Source organism: Streptomyces sp. NPDC043908, from assembly GCF_056435525.1.
On the sequence record NZ_JBWKEI010000002.1, the window covers coordinates 48,486 to 68,368 of the forward strand.

General features: G+C 71.1%; 23 protein-coding genes. 1 reads left to right on the plus strand and 22 read right to left on the minus strand.

Translation table 11 applies throughout. The annotated features are described in order from the left end of the window. Positions 1 to 97 precede the first annotated feature (97 nt). From AC069K_RS04525 to rpsB, 5 genes are all read right to left on the minus strand, one after another. Positions 98 to 1,219, minus strand: coding sequence for a phosphatidate cytidylyltransferase (locus tag AC069K_RS04525; protein WP_358836271.1), 1,122 nt, complete (start codon positions 1,217 to 1,219; stop codon positions 98 to 100). Then, complete coding sequence (gene frr / locus AC069K_RS04530; RefSeq protein ID WP_365107124.1) at positions 1,219 to 1,776, minus strand: ribosome recycling factor; 558 nt, start codon at positions 1,774 to 1,776, stop codon at positions 1,219 to 1,221. The genes AC069K_RS04525 and frr overlap by 1 nt, the downstream gene beginning before the upstream one ends. Positions 1,777 to 1,894: 118 nt before the next feature. Then, entirely contained in the window at positions 1,895 to 2,674 is a 780-nt protein-coding gene (gene pyrH, locus AC069K_RS04535; protein ID WP_358836273.1) for a UMP kinase, read from the minus strand. 159 nt (positions 2,675 to 2,833) lie between these two features. After that, on the minus strand, positions 2,834 to 3,670 hold the full coding sequence (gene tsf / locus AC069K_RS04540) for a translation elongation factor Ts (protein WP_358836274.1): 837 nt from the start codon (positions 3,668 to 3,670) through the stop codon (positions 2,834 to 2,836). 119 nt (positions 3,671 to 3,789) lie between these two features. Beyond that, the gene (gene rpsB, locus AC069K_RS04545; RefSeq protein WP_365107120.1) at positions 3,790 to 4,716 is read right to left on the minus strand and encodes a 30S ribosomal protein S2; all 927 of its coding nucleotides are present in this window, start codon (positions 4,714 to 4,716) and stop codon (positions 3,790 to 3,792) included. A gap of 557 nt (positions 4,717 to 5,273) precedes the next feature. Here rpsB and AC069K_RS04550 point away from each other — a divergent pair. Beyond that, positions 5,274 to 5,753 (plus strand): peptidoglycan DD-metalloendopeptidase family protein, encoded by a 480-nt coding sequence (locus tag AC069K_RS04550; protein ID WP_478612088.1) that lies wholly within the window; start codon positions 5,274 to 5,276, stop codon positions 5,751 to 5,753. Between the two features lie 78 nt (positions 5,754 to 5,831). On the opposite strand, the gene AC069K_RS04555 is transcribed toward AC069K_RS04550, so the two are convergent. From AC069K_RS04555 to AC069K_RS04635, 17 genes are all read right to left on the minus strand, one after another. After that, complete coding sequence (locus AC069K_RS04555; protein WP_358835139.1) at positions 5,832 to 6,389, minus strand: TetR/AcrR family transcriptional regulator; 558 nt, start codon at positions 6,387 to 6,389, stop codon at positions 5,832 to 5,834. An 85-nt stretch (positions 6,390 to 6,474) separates the two neighbouring features. Next, positions 6,475 to 7,317 (minus strand): RNA polymerase sigma factor WhiG, encoded by an 843-nt coding sequence (gene whiG / locus AC069K_RS04560; protein WP_478612090.1) that lies wholly within the window; start codon positions 7,315 to 7,317, stop codon positions 6,475 to 6,477. Positions 7,318 to 7,558: 241 nt separating this feature from the next. Next, positions 7,559 to 8,794 (minus strand): DNA-processing protein DprA, encoded by a 1,236-nt coding sequence (gene dprA, locus AC069K_RS04565; protein ID WP_478612092.1) that lies wholly within the window; start codon positions 8,792 to 8,794, stop codon positions 7,559 to 7,561. A gap of 158 nt (positions 8,795 to 8,952) precedes the next feature. Next, positions 8,953 to 10,569, minus strand: coding sequence for a YifB family Mg chelatase-like AAA ATPase (locus AC069K_RS04570; RefSeq protein ID WP_358835135.1), 1,617 nt, complete (start codon positions 10,567 to 10,569; stop codon positions 8,953 to 8,955). Next, entirely contained in the window at positions 10,570 to 10,965 is a 396-nt protein-coding gene (locus AC069K_RS04575; protein ID WP_478612095.1) for a YraN family protein, read from the minus strand. Between the two features lie 253 nt (positions 10,966 to 11,218). Continuing rightward, complete coding sequence (locus AC069K_RS04580) at positions 11,219 to 11,527, minus strand: DUF2469 domain-containing protein (RefSeq protein ID WP_003965949.1); 309 nt, start codon at positions 11,525 to 11,527, stop codon at positions 11,219 to 11,221. Positions 11,528 to 11,540: 13 nt separating this feature from the next. Continuing rightward, the gene (locus AC069K_RS04585; RefSeq protein ID WP_478613272.1) at positions 11,541 to 12,125 is read right to left on the minus strand and encodes an NUDIX hydrolase; all 585 of its coding nucleotides are present in this window, start codon (positions 12,123 to 12,125) and stop codon (positions 11,541 to 11,543) included. Further along, positions 12,115 to 12,852 (minus strand): signal peptidase I, encoded by a 738-nt coding sequence (gene lepB / locus AC069K_RS04590; protein ID WP_478612097.1) that lies wholly within the window; start codon positions 12,850 to 12,852, stop codon positions 12,115 to 12,117. Before lepB (AC069K_RS04590) ends, AC069K_RS04585 begins: the two co-directional genes overlap by 11 nt. 91 nt (positions 12,853 to 12,943) lie before the next feature. Continuing rightward, positions 12,944 to 13,891: a signal peptidase I gene (gene lepB, locus AC069K_RS04595; protein ID WP_365107143.1), complete on the minus strand. Its 948-nt coding sequence runs from the start codon at positions 13,889 to 13,891 to the stop codon at positions 12,944 to 12,946. Beyond that, positions 13,782 to 15,215, minus strand: coding sequence for a signal peptidase I (lepB, locus tag AC069K_RS04600; RefSeq protein ID WP_478612099.1), 1,434 nt, complete (start codon positions 15,213 to 15,215; stop codon positions 13,782 to 13,784). Before lepB (AC069K_RS04600) ends, lepB (AC069K_RS04595) begins: the two co-directional genes overlap by 110 nt. Beyond that, positions 15,208 to 15,981, minus strand: coding sequence for a signal peptidase I (gene lepB, locus AC069K_RS04605; RefSeq protein ID WP_365107105.1), 774 nt, complete (start codon positions 15,979 to 15,981; stop codon positions 15,208 to 15,210). The genes lepB (AC069K_RS04600) and lepB (AC069K_RS04605) overlap by 8 nt, the downstream gene beginning before the upstream one ends. 79 nt (positions 15,982 to 16,060) lie before the next feature. After that, positions 16,061 to 16,411 (minus strand): 50S ribosomal protein L19, encoded by a 351-nt coding sequence (rplS, locus tag AC069K_RS04610; protein WP_358835129.1) that lies wholly within the window; start codon positions 16,409 to 16,411, stop codon positions 16,061 to 16,063. Between the two features lie 164 nt (positions 16,412 to 16,575). Then, complete coding sequence (trmD, locus tag AC069K_RS04615; protein WP_478612102.1) at positions 16,576 to 17,397, minus strand: tRNA (guanosine(37)-N1)-methyltransferase TrmD; 822 nt, start codon at positions 17,395 to 17,397, stop codon at positions 16,576 to 16,578. After that, on the minus strand, positions 17,397 to 18,005 hold the full coding sequence (gene rimM / locus AC069K_RS04620; protein ID WP_478612104.1) for a ribosome maturation factor RimM: 609 nt from the start codon (positions 18,003 to 18,005) through the stop codon (positions 17,397 to 17,399). Before rimM ends, trmD begins: the two co-directional genes overlap by 1 nt. Before the next feature lie 145 nt (positions 18,006 to 18,150). Further along, a complete protein-coding gene (locus tag AC069K_RS04625; RefSeq protein WP_358835126.1) occupies positions 18,151 to 18,390 on the minus strand; it encodes an RNA-binding protein in 240 nt (79 codons plus the stop codon). Between the two features lie 2 nt (positions 18,391 to 18,392). Then, entirely contained in the window at positions 18,393 to 18,833 is a 441-nt protein-coding gene (gene rpsP / locus AC069K_RS04630) for a 30S ribosomal protein S16 (RefSeq protein ID WP_358835125.1), read from the minus strand. Positions 18,834 to 19,103: 270 nt separating this feature from the next. After that, the gene (locus AC069K_RS04635; protein ID WP_365107098.1) at positions 19,104 to 19,697 is read right to left on the minus strand and encodes a hypothetical protein; all 594 of its coding nucleotides are present in this window, start codon (positions 19,695 to 19,697) and stop codon (positions 19,104 to 19,106) included. Positions 19,698 to 19,883: the final 186 nt, after the last annotated feature.

Genomic DNA, 19,883 nt, shown 5'->3' on the forward strand with positions numbered 1-19,883 from the left:
TCAAGTGTCTCAGACATACGGAAAGGGGCCCGCCGTCCTGTGGACAACGAGCCCCCGACCGATGAACGCGCAGGTCAGAGCCTGCTCTGCGGACTTCTCAGCTGCCGACGAAGGCGACGAGCAGCAGCCACACCACCGGCGCCGTGGGCAGCAGCGAGTCCAGCCGGTCCATGATGCCGCCGTGGCCCGGCAGCAGCGTGCCCATGTCCTTGATGCCGAGGTCCCGCTTGATCATCGACTCGCCGAGGTCGCCGAGCGTGGCGCTCGCCGCGACCGCGAGACCGAGCAGCAGGCCCTGCCACCACTGGCCGTCGTCGATGAGGAACTGCACGCACACCGCGCCCGCCGCCATCGCGAACGTCACCGCGCCCACCAGACCCTCACGGGTCTTTCCGGGACTGATGCGCGGCGCCAGCTTCGTCTTGCCGAAGCGCCAGCCGATCGCGTACGCGCCGGTGTCGCTGACCACGGTCAGCAGCAGGAAGACGAAGACCCGCCACGGCCCGTCGTCGGCGGCCAGCATCATCGCGACGAACGTGGCCAGGAACGGCACGTAGAACGCGGCGAAGACCCCGGCGGTGACGTCCCTGAGATAGCCCTCGGGCTTCTCCGTCATCCGCCAGACCAGCACCGCGAGCGAGGTCAGCGCCATCGCCACCCAGGCGCCCTCGGCACCGCGCGCGTAGCCGGCGACGACCATCGCCGCGCCGCCCACCGCGAGCGGCACCAGCGGCACCTTGATGCCCTTGCGCTCGTCCAGCCGGGAGGCGAGCTCCCACAGGCCGACGACGACCGCCACCGCGACCACACCGACGAAGACGGCCTTGACGACGAACAGCGACGCCAGGATCACCGCGCCGAGCCCGACGCCGACCCCTATCGCGGCCCGCAGGTCGCGCCCCGCCCGCTTCTTCTCCGGCTGCGCGGGCCGCTGCGGCTGCGGCGGAGTCGAAGGTGGTACCGAGCTGGGCATGGGCTCCTGCGGCGTCTCTTCGCGGAACAGGGGGCCGCTCACCCGAGCGGTCCCCCGGTCACGTTCTTCGCGGACCACGGCGTCTGTGCCCACGCCGTCGGTCACTGCGGGCATGGGCTGTGTCCGGGACGGGGCGTCATACGCATCGTAGGCAGCCCCCGCCGAAGGCACCTCCTGGGAAGGCCCCTGGACGGGTGGCCCCCAGTGCTCGGGTCGCGGCGGAGCCCCCCAGGAAGAGTCGTTCATCAGACCTCTAGCAGCTCTGCTTCCTTGTGCTTGAGCAGCTCGTCCACCTGCGAGACGTACTTCGCGGTGGTGTCGTCGAGCTCCTTCTCCGCACGGCGGACCTCGTCCTCGCCGGACTCCTTGTCCTTGACGAGCTTGTCGAGGGCGTCCTTGGCCTTGCGGCGCACGGAGCGGATCGACACCTTGGAGTCCTCGGCCTTGGTCCGGGCGACCTTGATGTAGTCCCGGCGGCGCTCCTCCGTCAGCTCCGGGAACGTCACCCGGATGATGGAGCCGTCATTGCTCGGGTTGACGCCGAGGTCGGAGTCGCGGATCGCCTGCTCGATGTTGCGCAGCGCGCTCTTGTCGAACGGGGTCACCACCGCCATGCGCGGCTCGGGCACCGAGAACGAGGCCAGCTGGTTGATCGGCGTCAGCGCACCGTAGTAGTCCGCCACGATCTTGTTGAACATCGCCGGGTGCGCACGGCCGGTGCGAATCGCGGCGAAGTCCTCCTTGGCGACCACGACGGCCTTCTCCATCTTCTCCTCGGCTTCGAGGAGGATTTCTTCGATCACCACTTGCTCCTGCATGTCTTGAGTGGGCCGGGAGTCGTGTCGGCTGCTCGACGGCCCTGCGTAACCCGCGTCTTTCCCTGCACGGTGTCCGACCGTCAGGGGATTGTCCATCCCCCGGTCAGGCCCGGGTGCCCTGGTCGCTCACGAGCGTGCCGATCTTCTCACCCTTGACCGCGCGCGCGATATTGCCCGCGGTGAGCAGTTCGAAGACCAGGATGGGGAGGTTGTTGTCGCGGCAGAGGGTGATGGCCGTCATGTCCGCCACCTTCAGGTCGCGGGTGATGACCTCGCCGTACTCCAGCGCGTCGAACTTCACGGCGTCCGGGTTGACGCGGGGGTCGGAGTCGTAGACCCCGTCCACCCCGTTCTTGCCCATCAGCATGGCCTCGGCGTCGATCTCCAGAGCCCGCTGGGCGGCCGTGGTGTCGGTGGAGAAGTACGGCATGCCCATGCCGGCGCCGAAGATGACGACGCGGCCCTTCTCCAGGTGGCGCACGGCGCGCAGCGGAATGTACGGCTCCGCGACCTGACCCATCGTGATGGCGGTCTGGACCCGGGAGTCGATGCCCTCCTTCTCCAGGAAGTCCTGGAGGGCGAGGCAGTTCATGACCGTACCGAGCATGCCCATGTAGTCGGAGCGGGCCCGGTCCATGCCGCGCTGCTGGAGCTCGGCTCCGCGGAAGAAGTTGCCGCCGCCGATGACGACGGCGATCTGCGCCCCGTCCCGTACGACGTTGGCGATCTCGCGGGCGATGGCGTGCACGACGTCGGGGTCCACGCCGAGACCCCCTCCGCCGGCGAACGCCTCACCGGAGAGCTTCAGCATGAAGCGCCCGGTCACCTTGCCGTCGTCGCGCTTGTGGTCAGCCTGAGTGGCGGCGTCCGCGCCCTGATTCATGGGGATCTCCTCGTACACATACGAAGAAGGCCATTGCCGGTGGGTGCTGTGTCCCTGAGCGGCAATGGCCTCCTCGTCAGATCTGCGGTCGTCCGTCGCGAGCGCGGCCGACGACTGCCTCAGACCCTAGCGGGGTCTTCCGTCGATCGCCGGACGGACTCAGATGCCGACCTTGATACGCGTGAAGCGCTTCAGGGTGACACCGGCCTCGTCCAGTACCTTCTGGACCGACTTCTTGTTGTCGAGCGCGTACGGCTGGCCAAGGAGCGTGGCGTCCTTGAAGAAGCCGTTGACGCGACCCTCGACGATCTTCGGGAGCGCGGCCTCGGGCTTGCCCTCGGCGCGCGTGGTCTCCTCGGCGACACGACGCTCGGTCTCGACGACCTCGGCCGGCACGTCCTCGCGGGACAGCCACTTCGGGGCGAACGCGGCGATGTGCTGCGCGATGCCCTTGGCGACGTCGGCGTCGGCCTTGTCCAGCTCGACCAGGACACCGATCTGCGGCGGCAGGTCGGGCATGGTGCGGTGCATGTACGCGAAGACGAAGCCGTCCGCGTACTGCGCGAAGCGGTCCAGGACGATCTTCTCGCCGAGGTTGGCGTTGGCCTCGTCGACGTACGCCTGGACGGTCTTGCCGGCCTCGATCTCGGACGCGAGCAGCGCGTCCAGGTCGGCCGGGGAGGTCTTCGCGACGTGCGCGGCGAGCGCGGCGGCGGTGGCCTGGAACTTCTCGCCCTTGGCGACGAAGTCCGTCTCGCACTTCAGCTCGAGGAGCACACCGGAGGTGTTGTCCTCGGCGATGAGGGAGACGACCGCGCCGTTCTCGGCGGAACGGCCCTCGCGCTTGGCGACGCCCTTCTGGCCCTTGATGCGCAGCGCCTCGACGGCCTTGTCGACGTTGCCGTCGGCCTCGTCCAGCGCCTTCTTGCAGTCCATCATGCCGGCGCCGGTGAGCTCGCGGAGCTTCTTGACGTCAGCGGCGGTGTAGTTCGCCATGAGTCTGGGTTTCTCTCTCGAAGTCTGACTCGAAGTCTGAAAGATCTACGGGGCTACGGGGTGACGGCGGGGGCACAGCGTGTGCCCCCGCCGTCACCGCCGAAGCGAGGACCCGAAGGTCAGGCCTGCTCGGCGTCCGCGGCCGGCGCCTCGGCGGCCGGAGCCTCCGCAGCGTCCTCGGCCGGCTTCTCGGCCTCGGCGGCCGGAGCCTCGACGGCCTCGGCCGCGGGGGCCGCGGCCTCGGCGGACTCCTCGGAGTCGGCCTTCTTGTCACCCTCGAGCAGGTCGCGCTCCCACTCGGCGAGCGGCTCGCCGGCGGCCTTCTCGCCCGGCTTCGAGTCGCCGGTCGCGGCGCCGGAACGGGCGATGAGGCCCTCGGCGACGGCGTCGGCGATCACGCGGGTGAGCAGGGTGACGGAGCGGATCGCGTCGTCGTTGCCCGGGATCTTGTAGTCGACCTCGTCGGGGTCGCAGTTCGTGTCGAGGATCGCGACGACCGGGATGTGGAGCTTGCGCGCCTCACCGACGGCGATGTGCTCCTTCTTGGTGTCGACAATCCAGACGGCGCTGGGGACCTTCGACATCTCACGGATACCACCGAGGGTCTTCTCCAGCTTGGCCTTCTCGCGCGAGAGGACCAGGAGCTCCTTCTTGGTGAGACCCGAGGCCGCGACGTCCTCGAAGTCGATCTGCTCGAGCTCCTTGAGGCGCTGCAGACGCTTGTAGACGGTGGAGAAGTTGGTCAGCATGCCGCCGAGCCAGCGCTGGTTGACGTAGGGCATGCCCACGCGCGTCGCCTGCTCGGCGATCGCCTCCTGCGCCTGCTTCTTGGTGCCGACGAACATGATGGAGCCGCCGTGCGCGACGGTCTCCTTGACGAACTCGTAGGCGCGGTCGATGTACGACAGCGACTGGAGCAGGTCGATGATGTAGATGCCGTTGCGCTCGGTGAAGATGAAGCGCTTCATCTTCGGGTTCCAGCGACGGGTCTGGTGACCGAAGTGGACGCCGCTTTCCAGCAGCTCCCGCATCGTGACGACGGCCATGGCCGTACTCCTTGAGGTACTCGGTTATCGCGGCCGCCGGGCGGCTGCCGCGCCTGACGCCCCGGTGCGCCGTGCCCCGCACCGGACTGAACAGGTGAAGGACCGAGAGACGCGGCCGATGGTCTGGACCACCGGCGGGGCGTGCGAAGTCGACCCGGTGACCCGGATCGCCACAAGAAGTGTACGGGACCCTCACCGTGCCGGGTGACGCCGCTGTCCACAACGGCCCGGTTGTCCACAGCCCCAGCCCATGATCACCGCGAAACGCCCGTCTTCGCGATCCTTTCCCCATGGAACCGATGCGGCGAGAACGCGTACGGCGCGCAGTACGACGACGGGGGCTGGGATGGAGCCTGGCTGGAGTGGGGGTGGGGAGGTTGAGGGGGGTGGCGAGGTTGGTGGGAGTGGCCGGGTTGGTGGGAGTGGCCGGGTTGGTGGGAGTCGCGGGGGCGGCGGGAGTGGTGCCGTGGGGGCCGGCTGGGTGGGCTGGGTCGGCTGGGTCGGCTGGGTCGATACAGGCGACACAGCCGACGCAGGTGCTTGCCGCCCCTGTGGGGATGGCGGGCAGCCGGTCGGAACCGGCGTCCGAGGGGGTGGGGCCGCTGTGGCCAGTCCCCGGGCCACCGGTGGTCGTCCGGGGCTGGGCCCCGCCGACCACGCCGTACGGCCCCGGCCACCGAGGCGTCGACCTGGCCGCGCCACCGGGGACGCAGCTCCGGGCGGTCGCGGAGGGCCGGGTGACGTTCGCGGGCCCGGTCGCCGACAAGGGGGTCCTGACGATCACCCTGAACGGCTCGGGCAGCCCCCCGCTGCGCACCACGTACGAGCCGGTCCACCCACTGGTCCACCCCGGCGACCACGTCCGCGCGGGCCAGCCGGTCGCCACCGTGGAGGCGGAACCACGCCACTGCGGGGAGGTGGGGTGCGTGCACTGGGGGCTGAAACGGGGCGATGACTACCTGAACCCGCTGGTGCTGGTGCCTCGGGGGCATTCACGGCTGCTGCCGGTGATGGGGGTGGGGGTGGAAGGGGGCTGAGGGGTGGAGGGGGGTCGGGGGGTGGGTTGGGGGAGGGAGGGGGCGGGGGGGGAGGGGGGCGGGGGGAAGCCCCCCGGATCAGCCGACCACGCCTCGTAGCGCCATCGCCACCGCCGCCTCCGTGATCGCCTTCGGGTCTTCCGCCGCGCCCAGTTCGATGCGGCGGACCGCCGCGTCGACCACGCCCTGGAGGAGTGTCGCGGCGAGGCGCGGCTGGGTGTGGCCGAGGTCGCCCAGGGCTTCGACGATCATGGCGATGAGGCCGCCGTGGGCGGCGCGGATCTTCTCGCGCGCGCCGGCGTCCAGCTCGCTGGCGGAGATGGCGACGACGGCGCGGTGGCGCTGATCGCCGACGAGTTCCAGCTGGCGGCGTACGTACGCGGCGACCTTCTCCTCGGGGCTGCCAGCCTGCTGCATCGCGGCTTCGATGTCGGCGGCCCACTGCGGGAAGTCGACGGAGCAGAGTTCTTCGACGACGGCGGCCCGGGAGCGGAAGTACTCGTACACGGAGGACCGGGCGAGCCCGGTGCGCTCGGCCAGGGCGGGGAAGGTCAGGGCTTCGGTGCCGCCCTGGGACAGGAGGGAGCGTGCGGCGTCCAGCAGGGCGGCGCGCTGCATCGTGCGGTGCTCGGCCACTGAGGCCGCTCGAATCCTTGGCACCGCTCCACTCTACGGCGGGGCCGGTGATCCGCGGAGGGAGGATTGTTCGGCGGGGTGGTGCTCAGCGGCCGACGTCGGCCAGCTTGGCCCGCAGCTGGAGGACGGACTTGGTGTGGATCTGGCTGACGCGGCTCTCGGTGACGCCGAGGACGTTGCCGATCTCGGCGAGGGTGAGGCCCTCGTAGTAGTAGAGGGTGACGACCGTCTTCTCGCGCTCGGGCAGGGTGTTGATGGCGCGGGCGAGCAGGCGGCGCAGCTCGCGGTCCTCGGCGATCTCGACGGGGTTGTCGGCGGCGGTGTCCTCCAGGGTGTCCATGAGGCTGAGCCGGTCGCCGCCCTCGCCGCCGGCGTGCAGCAGCTCTTCGAGCGCGACCACGTTGGCGAGGGACAACTGGCTGAAAACCGCGTGGAGTTCGTCGACGGCGATGCCCATCTCGGCCGCGACCTCGTTCTCGGAGGGGGTGCGGCGCAGCTGGGCTTCGAGGGTCGCGTAGGCGCGCTCGACGGCGCGGGCCTTCTGCCGCACGGAGCGGGGGATCCAGTCGAGTGCGCGGAGTTCGTCGATCATCGCGCCGCGGATGCGGGTGATGGCGTACGTCTCGAACTTGATGGCCCGTTCGATGTCGAACTTCTCGATGGCGTCGATGAGTCCGAAGACTCCGGAGGAGACGAAGTCGGCTTGTTCGACGTTGGGCGGCAGGCCGACGCTCACACGGCCCGCGACGTACTTGACCAGCGGCGAGTAGTGCAGGATGAGCTGTTCGCGCAGGCGCTCGTCGCCGCTGTTCTTGTACGAGCGCCACAGTTCGTCGACGGATGAGGGCGCCGGTGGTCGCACGGTGCCGCCGGCGCGGGCAGCGGGGGGAGCTGCCGTGCGATCAGACCCGGAGGTGTGCTGGGGCATTCGTTGCCTTGAGCCGTTCTGCTGTGACGTGAGCGGGGAATTGTCTCTGCTGCGGGGTTCTCGTGAGCGTAGCGTGACCGGCCCGTTGCGGTGCGCGAACGCCGGGGGATCAGGGCGGCTCGGGGCGGGCGGACGGGCGCGCGCGGGGGTGGGGGCCGTCGCCGGTTGCGTCGGCCCCGAAAGCGGCGGTGGGCGGCCGTCGGTGGTCATCGGCCTTACCTTTTCACCCGAATGCTCCAGGTCAAGCACCGCCTCGCCGCGTGCTGGGGGTGGTGAGCGGGCTTGACGCCAACCGCCAGTCGTCCTCTTCGCGTTCGACGAAGCCCAGGGAGTGCAGTTCGTACAGCCTGCCGAGGGCTTCCTCCGGAGTCGTTGCCGCCTCACGGGCGATGTCCGGTAGGGCGAGGTTGCCGTGGGCGGGTAGTGCGTCGAGTACGCGTGCGGCGGCGGGGGCGAGGAGGTCCCGGGGCAGGACGGGGCCTCGGCGGACGGGGGCCAGGTCGCCCATTTCTCCGACGAGTTCGATGATTTCGTCGGCGTCGGTGACGAGTGCGGCTTCGCCGCGCAGCAGTTCGTGGACTCCGGCGGAGAGGCCGCTGGTGGCGGGGCCGGGTACGCCCATGGTGTGGCGGCCGAGCCGTTGGGCGTTGCGGGCGGTGACGAGGGAGCCGCTGCGGTATTCGGCTTCGACGACGACGGTTCCCCGGGTGAGAGCGGCGATGACGCGGTTGCGGAGGACGAACCGGCTGGGGGTGGGGTGGTCGCCGGGCGGTAACTCGGCTACGAGAACGCCCTGTTGGGCGATGCGGCCGATCAACTCGGTGTGGGCGCGGGGGTAGACGACGTCGACTCCGCTGGCGAGGACGGCGATGGTGGCGCCGCCTGCTGCCAGGGCGCCGCGGTGGGCGGCGCCGTCCACGCCGGCGGCGGCTCCGGAGACGACGACCCAGCCTTTTTCGGCGAGGCCGGCGCCGAGGGTGGCGCCCATGTGGGCGCCGTAGGGCGTACAGGCTCGCGCGCCGACGACGGCGACGGATCTGAGCGCCCATAGTCGCAGGTCGGCGGGGCCGCGGAGCCAGAGGCCGAGGGGGCGGCCGTCGCCGAGGTCGTCGAGTTGGCCGGGCCATTCGTGGTCCCCTGGGCAGACGAACCGGCCGCCGAGCGTGGCAAGGGTGGTCAGGTCGCGCTCGGGGTCGACGTTCGCCGCGCGTCTGCGGTACCCGGCGAGGCGGGCGGCGCTCACTCCGGTGAGGGGGTCGTCGGGGTCTTCCGGGGAGGTGAGACGCCGTAGCAGCTCCACGGCTCCGTACTTGCGCAGCCATTGGCCTCCACGCTCGTCCCCCGGCTCGATGATCCTGGTCAGTGCCGCCCGCGCGAGCCGCTCGGGTGCTTCGGCCGGGCGGCCGGGCGCCTGACCGTCCCCGGCCAGGCGGGACACACCCCCGGGACCGGCCCCGAGCACGTGGTCGTGCCCCACCGCGTGAGACACACCCCCAGGACCGGCCCCGAGCGCCTGACCGTCCCCGGCCGCGCGGGACACGCTCGCGGGACCAGTCCCGAGCACCTGACCGTCCCCGGCCACGCGGGAGACACCCCCGGGACCGGTCCCCTCCCCCGTGTCCGGCGCTCCCCCGCTCATCCCGCGCCTCCCACGGGCAGGGGCGCGCCCCTGGAGATGCCGGTGCGGAGTTCCAGGGCGAGGCCGATGTGGGTGTCGTCGGGGCGGTCGTCGCCGCAGAGGTCGGCGAGGGTCCAGGCGACGCGCAGGACGCGGTCGAGGCCCCGTGCGGTCAGCAGGCCGCGTTCCATGTCCCTTTCGGCGGCGGCGAGGGCGCCGGGGGCCGTGACCCAGCGGGTGCGCAGCTCGTGGCCGGGGACTTCGCTGTTGGTGGTCCAGGGGGTGCCCTGGAGGCGGGTGGCGGCGCGTTCCCGGGCGGTCAGGACGCGTTCGGCGACCTGGGCGCTGGTTTCGCCGCGGCCGCCCTGGGCGAGGAGGTCCTCGCGCCGGACGGGTTCGGCTTCGACGCGCAGGTCGACGCGGTCCAGGAGGGGGCCGGAGAGTCGGGCCTGGTAGCGGCGGATGACGGACGGGGGGCATTCGCAGCCGGCGCCGTGGAGGGTATGGCGGCCGCAGGGGCAGGGGTTGGCGGCGAGGACCATGAGGAAGCGGGCGGGGAGGCGGACGACGCCGGCGCTGCGGGCCACGACGACGTGTCCGGCTTCCAGCGGCTGGCGCAGCGAGTCGAGGGCCTTGCCGGTGAATTCGGGTGCTTCGTCGAGGAACAGGACGCCGCGGTGGGCGAGGGAGACGGCGCCGGGTCGTGGCAGGCCGTTGCCTCCGCCGATGAGGGACTGCATGGTCGCCGAGTGGTGGGGTGCGCAGTAGGGGGCTTTGTGGACGAGGGGTTTGCCGGGGGGCAGGATTCCGGCGACCGAGTGGATGGCGGTGACTTCGAGGGACTCCTGGCGGGTGAGCGGCGGCAGGATGCCGGGGAGGCGTTCGGCCAGCATGGTCTTGCCTGCGCCCGGCGGTCCGTACAGCAGCAGGTGGTGGCCGCCGGCGGCGGCGACTTCCAGGGCTGTTCGGGCGGTGCGCTGGCCGGCGACGTCGGCGAGGTCGGGCGGGCTGGTGTCGGCGTCGACGGAGAGGCCCGTGCCGACGCCGGCGCCGGGGACGACGAGTCCGGCGAGCATGGAGTCGGGTCGGCCCTCTTGGTCGGGTTCCTCCTGGGGGACGGGTTCGTCGGTGAGGACGGCGATGAGCTGGCGCAGGCTGCGGACGCCGAGGACGGAGATGCCGGGGACGAGGGACGCCTCGGCGGCGGTCTGTTCGGGGACGACCACCTGCTCGTATCCGGCTTCGGCGGCGGCGAGGACGGCGGGCAGGATGCCGCGCACGGGGCGGACCCGGCCGTCGAGTCCGAGTTCGCCGATCATGACCAGGTCGGCGAGTTCTCTGGGGTCGATGCGTTCGGCGGCGCCGAGGACCGCGCAGGCGACGGCCAAATCGAAGCCGCTGCCGCTCTTGGGGACGGAGGCGGGGCTGAGGCCGACGGTGAGTTTCTTCTGGGGCCAGTCGCCGCCGGAGTTGACGACGGCGGCCCGGACGCGGTCGCGGCTTTCGCTGAGGCTCTTGTCGGGGAGGCCGACGAGGGTGAAGGCGGCGACGCCGGGTTCGAGGTCGGCCTGGACTTCCACGACGACGCCCTCGACGCCGACGAGCGCCACCGAGCAGGTGCGGGCGAATCCCATCTACGCCACCCCCCGGACGTGCTCGGCTCGGGGTGCGCCGCGGCGGGGCAGGACGACGCCGACGAGGTCGATGCGGACGCCGCCGTGCGGTGGTCCTCCGTGGTCGGTGAGCCATCGCTCGGCGAGGTGCCTGAGCCGCTCGGCCTTGGCGGGGGTGACGGCCGCCATGGGGTGTGCGAACGGGCTGCCCGCTCTGCGGGTCTTGACCTCGCAGACCACCAGGACGTCGCCGTCGCGGGCGACGATGTCGATCTCTCCGGTCCGGCCGCTCCGCCAGTTGCGGGCGACCACGGTCATTCCGGCGTCGGCCAGCATTCGGGCCGCCACGTCTTCGCCGTACTGTCCGAGCGCTCCTCGTGCGTTCATCTCGGCACCACCTCCGGCACCGACTGTCACGCACCCGCCGCCACCTTGTGGATCTTGGTGGACAACCGGGCCGTTGTGGAAAACCCGGCCACCCGCGAGGGGGAATCTCCGCGATCCGTTGACGGCTCCGGCTCCGGCTCCGGCTCCGGCTCCGGCTAAAGCACGACGGAATCGGCAAACTCAGCCGGGGAGGGGCGCCCAGGCGGGGAGGGGCGCCCAGGCGGGTCGGCCGTCCCGCCTCCCGGTCGGACCGTCAGGCCGAGCCCATCGGCCCAGTTCAGCCTCAGCCCCCCGGAAGCTCCAGATCGCTCTTGTTTAGCTCCTCGATGTTCACGTCCTTGAACGTGAGGACCCGGACCTGCTTCACGAACCGGGCCGGCCTGTACATGTCCCAGACCCAGGCATCGGCCATCGACACCTCGAAGAACACCTCGCCCTGGACCGAGTGCACCTGCATCTCATAGTCGTTGGTGAGGTAGAAACGCCGCTCGGTCTCGATCACGTATTTGAACAGACCGACGACGTCGCGGTACTCCCGGTAGAGCTTCAGCTCCATCTCGGTCTCGTACTTTTCGAGGTCCTCGGCGCTCATGGCATGTTCCCCTTCAGCCGTGCGTCCCCCTATTGTGCGTCAGCCCCCCGGGCCCCTGGACGATTTCCGGAGCCAGGACCACCGGCGTCAGCGGAGGACCCTCGTCGAGCAGCGTGCGCAGCAGCTCGGCGAGTCTGGTCGGGTACACCGTCTCACGGGCCGCCGACAGTTCGGCGGAGGTCCACCACCTCAGCCCCGTGGTACTGCGTCGTTCCAGCTCGGTGAGGCCCGTCGGCGCGGCCTCGGTCTGGGTGGTACGGGCGAGGAAGTACCACTCGTCCTGGTTCCAGCGGCGGCCGTCGAAGGGGAACGAGCACATCCGGCGCCACAGCACCGGACCGAGTCGCACCTCGGTGATCCCGGTCTCCTCGGCCAGTTCGCGCAGCGCGGCCTCTTCCCGCGTCTCGTCGCCCTCCAGGCCGCCGCCCGGGGTGAACCACCAGGTTTTGGCGGGGTCGTCCGGTTCGTATCCGTGCATCAGGAGGATGCGGTCCTGCGGATCGAGCAGGACGACCCGGGCGACCTTGCGGAACTCCCGCACCGCCTCGCCCGGCCCGGGCTCCGCGGGGTCCCCGGGCCCTCCGCCCTCAGCGCGCACCGGCACCGGCCCCCATCGTGCGCCGCCCGAACCGCCGTGCCAGCGGCCCGTACGCGGCCCCCACCACGATCAGTACGGCTCCGGCGATCACCGCGCCCACCACCAGCGTCAGCGGGCCGGGCCGGGAGATGCCGCCCGGGAGGGTCTTGAAGCCCGTCGGACGCTCCAGCATGCCGCCCAGCGGCCATGCCACGGCGTCCACGCGCGCGCTGACGGCGGAGCGCGGCACGGAGCCGTTCGCCGCGTCCTCCAGGTGCACCCGGGAGTCCAGCGAGACGTCGCGTTCGTCGCCCAGGAGGAAGAGCTGGTCCTTGGGGACGGTGGCGTGGAACTTGGTCGTGGAGGCGGCCGTGTCGTGCAGATACGGTTCGTCGATCTCGCGGCCGTTGACGGTGAGCTTGCCGCCCCGGTCGCAGCAGGTGACCGTGTCGCCGCCTATGCCGACGACGCGCTTGACCATGGGGACGTTGCCCCAGGCCTTGTCCTTGAAGATCACCACGTCGCCGCGCTTGACGTCGGCGCCGTCGATGCGCTGGGCGAGGACCCGGTCGCCCGCCTTGACGGTGGGGTTCATGGACTGGGTCGGCACCGTGTACGGCTTGTACTCGACGGCGCCCCAGGCGAATCCGCCGAGGAAGAGCACACAGCCGACGGCCACGGCCAGTCCCGACAGCAGATGGCCGAGACCGCGGCCGCGGCCGTCGTCGTTGCGTCCTGTCGCGCTCATCCCAGTGCTCCTCCCCCGGTCGCCCGCGTCCTGCGCGGGCTCCGGAGATCGACGATCTGGGACGGCACCCTACCCGGCGGTATCCGCGCGGTCAGCCCTCGCGGGTGAGGTCGGTGCCCTCGTTCGCGTCACTCGGGCGGGTGAGCCGGCGCCGGCGCCACAGCACGATCGGCACCGCGCCCGCGAGCCCCGCCGCCACGGGGGCCGTCGAGGCCATGCCGTTGAGGCCCTTCTGGTCGAAGGTGCCCGGGATGCCGAGCCAGTCGATGCGGTTGAGGGGCCAGGCGATGGTGAAGGCGCGGCCGACGACCTTGTCGTCGGAGACCGTGCCGCCGCCGGGCAGCTCCTGGTGGTAGCGGGAGTCCAGCGAGTTCTGCCGGTGGTCGCCCATCACCCAGATCCGGCCCTTGGGGATCTTGATCGGGCCGAAGGGCATGTCGTCGCAGGCGCTGTCGCCGGGGTAGATGTACGGCTCGTTCAGGGCCTTGCCGTTGACCTTGACCGGGCCGCCCTTCTTGCACTCCACGGTGTCGCCGCCGGTCGCGATGACCCGCTTGATCAGGTCCTTCTCCTCGGCGGACGGCATCAGGCCGATGAAGCTGAGGAACTTCTGCGCGGCGTTGGGCTCGGCCGGCTTCTGGTCCTCCAGCCAGCCGCCCGGGTCGTGGAAGACGACGACCTCGCCGCGCTCGGGCGTGGAGCCGAACCACGGCGTCAGCTTGTCCACCAGGACCCGGTCACCGCGCTGGAGGGTGTCCTGCATCGAGTCCGAGGGGATCGAGAAGGCCTGCACCAGGAAGGTCTTGATCAGCAGCGCGAGGATCAGCGCGATGCCGATGAGCAGCGGCAGCTCCTTCCAGAAGGAGCGCTGCTTCCTGGGGGCGCGGTCCGAGCCGTCGCCCGGCTCGCCGTCACCTCCCGAGCCGCCGTCAACGGTGCCGCCACCGCCGCCGCCGGCCTGAGCCTGTGCGGGAGAGTCGGCGGGCCCGTCCGGCCGCTCCTCGGGCTCGTCGTGTCCGGATCGTGCGCCGACCGCCAAATCCCCCACATCCACTCCTCACTCCGTGCCACCGCCCGCGCCGTGCCAGACGCAGGCCCACCACTCCCATAACGAGCGGGAGTTCCGCAGGGCTCGGGAGCCGGATCGCTTCGTTCGATTTCGGGTCATCCGATATCGATGTATGTACTGCGACTTCACGTGATCTGCCGGGATCCGCAGCCGGATCCCGGGAGGACACCCTATGCGACGTGCCGAGTGCGGTGTCCGACCTGCCGGGCGCGTCCGGCACCGAGCCGAATGTCCCGGGCTCCTCCAGCCACCGCCAGTGGTCGAAGGGCCAGCCGATCAGGACGGCCCGTCCGATGACCCCGTCCTCGGAGACGGTGCCGTGGTACGGCTCGTCGAGGTGGAAGCGGGAATCGGCCGAATTCGAGCGGTGGTCGCCCATCACGAAGAGCCGCCCCTCGGGCACCTTCACCTCGAAGGTGATCTCCGAGGGCGGGTTGCCGGGATGGACGTAGGGCTCGTCCAGGGGCGTTCCGTTGACCATGACCCTGCCGCTGCCGTCGCAGCACTTCACCGTGTCGCCGCCGACCGCGACGACCCGTTTGATGAGGTCCTGCTCGTTGTCGGAGGGCAGCAGGCCGATGAAGGTCAGGGCTTGTTTGACCTGTTTGACGACGACGGGGTCGCTGCCGCCGGTGGTCTTCTTCTCGTCCTTCAGCCAGCCGCCGGGGTCTTTGAAGACGACCACGTCGCCGCGGTGCGGCCGGGAGCCGAACCAGGGCGTCAGCTTGTCGACAAGCACCCGGTCGCCGATGGTGATCGTCTCCTGCATGGAGCCGGAGGGGATCACGAAGGCCTGGACGAGGAACGTCTTCAGTACGAGGGCGATGAGCACCGCCACTCCGACGAGCAGGGGTATCTCCTTGACCGCGGACCGGCGTCTGCGCCGCTTCACCTTGCGGGCGAGCCTGCGCCGGTCGGCCCGGCCCTGCTGGGCCCGGCGGCCGGGCGGGCGGGCAGGGGCGGGGGCGGGCGCCGGTACGGCGCCGGCGGGCGGGACGAGCTCCTCGGGGCCGGCCGGGTCCGCGAGGCCCACGGGGCCCGTCGCGTACCCCGTGGGCGGTCCGGAGGCGGCGAAGGGGTCGGTGAGCGGGTCGGTGAGCGGGTCGGTGAGCGGGTCGGTCCCGGACTCCTCGGCCGGCCTGCCGCGGCGACGGGACGCACCCGGCAGGTCGCCGCGTCCCGTACCGCCCCTGGCCCCCCGCGCTGCCGCGCGCGAGGTCGGCCGCGTGCCCGTGGGCAGCGGCTCGTCCGCCGGCCGGGGTGCCGAGGAGCGCGGGCGTCCGCGGCTACCCATGGGCGCCGCCCGGTGCGGGCACGCGCGCGAAGGCGCCGGAGCCGTCGATCCCCGACCAGCGGCCCAGCGGCCAGCCGATCCAGTCGGCCCGGCCCACCACGTGGTCCACCGGCACCATGCCGCCGCCCGGCGAGCCCAGGTGGTCGCGGGAGTCGCTGGAGCGGGAGCGGTGGTCGCCCAGGACGAACAGGGTGCCGTCGGGCACCACGATGTCGAACGGCACCTGGGAGGGGGCGTCGCCCGGGTACACGTACTCCTCGGTCACCGGTGTCCCGTTCACCTGGATCCTCCCGCCCTTGTCGCAGCACACGATCCGGTCCCCGCCCACTCCGACGACCCGCTTCACGTACACGTTCCCGGCCGGTTCCCTCAGGCCCAGGGCCGCCACCGCTGAACGAAGGGCCCTGCCCACCGGGTTCCCCTCGGGGGGCTCGTCCGTGAACGAGCCGCGGCCGTCGAAGACGACGACGTCACCGCGGGCCGGCCGGCCGCCGGACCGGTACGCCAGCTTGTTGACCATGACCCGGTCGCCCACCTTCAGGGTGGGCTCCATGGAGCCGCTGGGGATGAGGAAGGGCTGCATGACGAAGTGGCTGAGCAGCAGCAGGAAGAGCAGGCAGACGGCGAGCAGGGCGGCGCTCTTGCGCCAGGGCCCTTCCAGGTGGCCGGCGAGGGCGGGAAAACGCGCGGAGCGCGACCTCCGCTCCGGCCCCGGCTGAGGGGTGGAGGGGAGGTCGCGCTCCGTGTGCTGTGCTTCGGTGTCCATCGGGGGCTGAGCCTATCCGCCCGGCCTGTGGACCCGTTACGCGCGCGTGGTGGGCCGCAGCTCACCGCCGAGCCGGAGCTCAGTTGTCGCGCTTCTCCTTGATCTTCGCGGCCTTGCCGCGGAGCTCGCGCAGGTAGTACAGCTTCGCGCGGCGGACGTCACCGCGGGTGACGAGCTCGATCTTCTCGAAGATCGGGGAGTTCACCGGGAAGGTGCGCTCGACGCCGACGGAGAAGGAGACCTTGCGGACCGTGAAGGTCTCGGAGACGCCGGCGCCCTGGCGGCGGATGACAACGCCCTTGAACTGCTGGATACGGGAGCGGTTGCCCTCGATCACGCGGACGTGGACGTTGACGGTGTCACCCGGGCGGAAGGCCGGGACGTCGCTGCGCAGCGTCGCGGCGTTGACGGAGTCGAGCAGGCTGGCCATGTTCTTCTGCTTCCTCGCCGATGCCACAGGTCATCAGCGGAATTCGTGATGGGGTTCGAGGTGCTGTCCGCGGCCGGACCGCCGTGGGGCGACTCCCGCGTGCGCGGGGAACGCATTGCCCTTCCCCCTGTGGCAGGGGCATGGGCCGGGCGTACAGCAGCGGCTTATTCTTCCACGTCCTGCGGCCTGCGCCAAAATCGGCCGCCGGGCTCGGGGGCCCAGCCGAGGATGGACAGCACTTCGCGGTCCTTCTTGTCGAAGGCGGAGGGGTCGCAGCGCTCGATCAGGTCGGGCCGGTTCTCGGCGGTGCGGCGGAACGCCTCGTCCCGGCGCCAGCGGGCGATCTTGCCGTGGTGGCCGCTGAGCAGGACGTCCGGGATGCCGCGTCCGCGCCACTCGGGGGGCTTGGTGTAGACGGGCCCTTCGAGGAGGTTGGCCATGGCGCCGGGGGCGAAGGAGTCGTCGCGGTGGGACTCGGCGTTGCCGAGGACGCCGGGCAGCAGCCGGGCCACGGCCTCGGTGACCACCAGGACGGCGGCCTCCCCGCCCGCGAGGACGTAGTCGCCGATGGAGACCTCGTACACCGGGATCCGGGTGGCGTACTCGTCCATGACGCGGCGGTCGATGCCCTCGTAGCGCGCGGGCGTGAAGATCAGCCAGGGCTTCTGGGAGAGTTCGACGGCGAGTTCCTGGGTGAAGGGCCGTCCGCTGGGGGTGGGGACGACCATGACGGGGCGGTGCGCCCCCGCCTCGTAGCCGTCGGCCAGTGCGTCGTCGAGGCAGGCGCCCCAGGGCTCGGTCTTCATGACCATGCCGGGGCCGCCGCCGTAGGGGGTGTCGTCGACCGTGTTGTGCCGGTCGTGGGTCCACTGCCGCAGGTCGTGTACGTGGACGTCGAGTTGTCCACGCGCGCGTGCCTTGCCGACGAGGGAGACGTTCAGCGGCTCCAGGTACTCGGGGAAGATCGTGACGACGTCGAGCCGCATCAGTTCCGGGCCCCGTCGGTCTCGGTCTCGTCCCCGTCGGTGTGGTCGCCCTCGGGCCCGTCGTCCTCGGTCTCGTCGCGGCCGGAGGCGATCTCCGCGCGGTCGTCGATCAGGCCGGGCGGCGGGTCGATGACCGCGCGCTGCTCGTCGAGGTCGATCTCGGTGACGATCTCCCCGACGAACGGGATCATGACCTCGGTGCCGTCGGGCCGCTCCACGATGAACAGGTCCTGGGACGGCAGGTGCGAGATCTCGGTGATCCGGCCGACCTCGGTGCCGTCGGCGAGGACGACGTCGAGGTCGATGAGCTGGTGGTCGTAGTACTCGTCGTCTTCCTCGGGGCGCTCTTCGGGGTCGACGTCGGCGATGAGCAGCGTGTTGCGCAGGGCCTCGGCGCCGGTCCGGTCGCGTACGCCCTCGAAGCGCAGCAGCAGGCGGCCGCTGTGGACGCGGCCGGTCTCGATGGTGAGCGGTCCGGTGGAGGCCGGGTCGGTGGCCAGTACGGCACCGGGGGCGAGCCGCAGCTCCGGCTCGTCGGTGCGCACCTCCACGGTGACCTCGCCCTTGATGCCGTGGGCGCGGCCGATCCGCGCGACTACCAGCTGCACGTCGTTCAACTTTCCTGTCGGATGCCTACGGTGTTTCGGTGGCTACAGCCCTCGGGATTCCGGCTGTACAGACGACTGCGGGCCGGGGAGGGCGCGTGGCCCTCCCCGGCCCGAGCCGGCGCATCTGGTAAAACAACCAACTTTGTCAGTGGACCTGGTCCACGTCGACGAGGTCGACGCGGATCCCACGGCCACCGATGGCGCCCACGACGGTACGCAGGGCGCGGGCGGTGCGGCCGTTGCGGCCGATCACCTTGCCGAGGTCGTCGGGGTGGACCCGGACCTCCAGCACGCGCCCCTTGCGCAGGGCGCGCGAGGCGACCTGCACGTCGTCGGGGTTGTCGACGATGCCCTTCACGAGGTGCTCAAGAGCCTCCTCGAGCATGCTCAGGCCTCGGTCGACTCGGCGGCGTCGGCCGGAGCCTCGTCCGCCTTCTTGTCAGCCTTCTTGGCCTTGGGGGTGATGGCCTCACCCTTGGTGTCGTCGCCCTCGAGAGCCTTGGCGAACTCGTCGAAGGAGCGGCGCTTGCTCTCCTTGGTCTCCGGCTGGAGCAGCGGCGCGGGGGCCGGGAGGCCCTTGTGCGCCTGCCAGTCACCGGTGAGCTTCAGGATGGCGAGGACGGCCTCGGTGGGCTGGGCGCCGACCGACAGCCAGTACTGCGCACGCTCGGCGTTGACCTCGATGCGCGACGGGTTGTACGTCGGGTGGTAGATACCGATCTCTTCGATCGCGCGACCGTCACGGCGGGTGCGGGCGTCGGCGACGACGATGCGGTAGTGCGGCTGGCGAATCTTGCCGAGGCGCTTGAGCTTGATCTTGACTGCCACTGGAGTGGTGTCTCCTGGTCTTGACGTGGTTGGGCACAACGGGATGCCACGTGGGGTTGCGGTACTCAAAGTGCCCGATGGACGCGTCAGCCGGAGGCGAGAGGGTTCCTGTGCGGCTGTCGAGTACAGCTGTCCATTGTGCCACATGCCGGCGCCGGGCACGCCGGGGGTCCGTGGGGCACCCCCGGGCTGCACGGCGGCACAGCGGCACACCCGTGTGTGTCCGCGCCTGACGGCCCGCGCCGCCCCCGTCGGGCGGCCGGTCCCGGATCAGCTCGCCGCGGCCACGACCTCGGGGATGCGGAAGGGCTTGCCGCAGCCGCCGCAGACGATCGGCGCCTGGGCGAGCACGGAGGGGACGACGCGCACGTTGCGGCCGCAGTCGCAGACGGCCTTGACGCGGACGCCGCCGCCCGAGGATCCGTGCCGTGCGGCCGGGCCCCGGAAGGAGCGCTTGGTGTCGGCCGCGGTGGCCACGGTGTGCGCCTTGAGGGCCCGCTGGAGCCGTTCGATGGTCGGCCGGTAGCGGCGCCTCGCCTCGGGGTTCAGCGCGACCAGGGAGAAGCCGCTGCTGGGGTGCGGTTCCTCGGGATGGTCGAGGCCGAGCTCCTCGGCGATGGCCAGGAATCTGCGGTTGTGGTACCGCCCGGCCCGGGATGTGTCGCGGACACCCCGGGCGGCGGCAATGCCGTGGACTGCCTCGTGGAGCAGTCGCTCGAAGGAGAGTGCGGCGCCGCAGGCGGACGACGACTCTCCGATCAGGGATTCGGGCGCGGCAAGGTCAGGCAGCTCGGGGTGGTACCGCTGAATGTCGGCCCACGCCTGCGCCAGCTCTGCGGCGAGAACAGGTGGTGTCGTGCTCACGTCGTGACAACGAGCCGGAGTGCCCCGGTGTTCCTATTCCGGGGCATCCCAAATAATTTGCACGTACCCGTCAGTTGCCGTTGATGCGTCCGGACGAGGGCGGGTGCGCTGATCTGCGGAGAAGCCTCACAGCTCGCACCAAGGTAGTACGTAGCGGCGCGTACGCCCCGGCGCGTAGATGATGTC

Excerpts from the sequence above, each read along its gene's own strand:
- AC069K_RS04525 (WP_358836271.1), bottom strand. The coding sequence starts at position 1,219 with ATGAACGACTCTTCCTGGGGGGCTCCGCCGCGACCCGAGCACTGGGGG.
- pyrH (WP_358836273.1), bottom strand. The coding sequence starts at position 2,674 with ATGAATCAGGGCGCGGACGCCGCCACTCAGGCTGACCACAAGCGCGAC.
- tsf (WP_358836274.1), bottom strand. The coding sequence starts at position 3,670 with ATGGCGAACTACACCGCCGCTGACGTCAAGAAGCTCCGCGAGCTCACC.
- rpsB (WP_365107120.1), bottom strand. The coding sequence starts at position 4,716 with ATGGCCGTCGTCACGATGCGGGAGCTGCTGGAAAGCGGCGTCCACTTC.
- AC069K_RS04550 (WP_478612088.1), top strand. The coding sequence starts at position 5,274 with ATGGCGGGCAGCCGGTCGGAACCGGCGTCCGAGGGGGTGGGGCCGCTG.
- whiG (WP_478612090.1), bottom strand. The coding sequence starts at position 7,317 with ATGCCCCAGCACACCTCCGGGTCTGATCGCACGGCAGCTCCCCCCGCT.
- AC069K_RS04570 (WP_358835135.1), bottom strand. The coding sequence starts at position 10,569 with ATGGGATTCGCCCGCACCTGCTCGGTGGCGCTCGTCGGCGTCGAGGGC.
- AC069K_RS04580 (WP_003965949.1), bottom strand. The coding sequence starts at position 11,527 with ATGAGCGCCGAGGACCTCGAAAAGTACGAGACCGAGATGGAGCTGAAG.
- lepB (WP_478612097.1), bottom strand. The coding sequence starts at position 12,852 with ATGAGCGCGACAGGACGCAACGACGACGGCCGCGGCCGCGGTCTCGGC.
- lepB (WP_478612099.1), bottom strand. The coding sequence starts at position 15,215 with ATGGGTAGCCGCGGACGCCCGCGCTCCTCGGCACCCCGGCCGGCGGAC.
- lepB (WP_365107105.1), bottom strand. The coding sequence starts at position 15,981 with ATGGACACCGAAGCACAGCACACGGAGCGCGACCTCCCCTCCACCCCT.
- rplS (WP_358835129.1), bottom strand. The coding sequence starts at position 16,411 with ATGGCCAGCCTGCTCGACTCCGTCAACGCCGCGACGCTGCGCAGCGAC.
- trmD (WP_478612102.1), bottom strand. The coding sequence starts at position 17,397 with ATGCGGCTCGACGTCGTCACGATCTTCCCCGAGTACCTGGAGCCGCTG.
- AC069K_RS04625 (WP_358835126.1), bottom strand. The coding sequence starts at position 18,390 with ATGCTCGAGGAGGCTCTTGAGCACCTCGTGAAGGGCATCGTCGACAAC.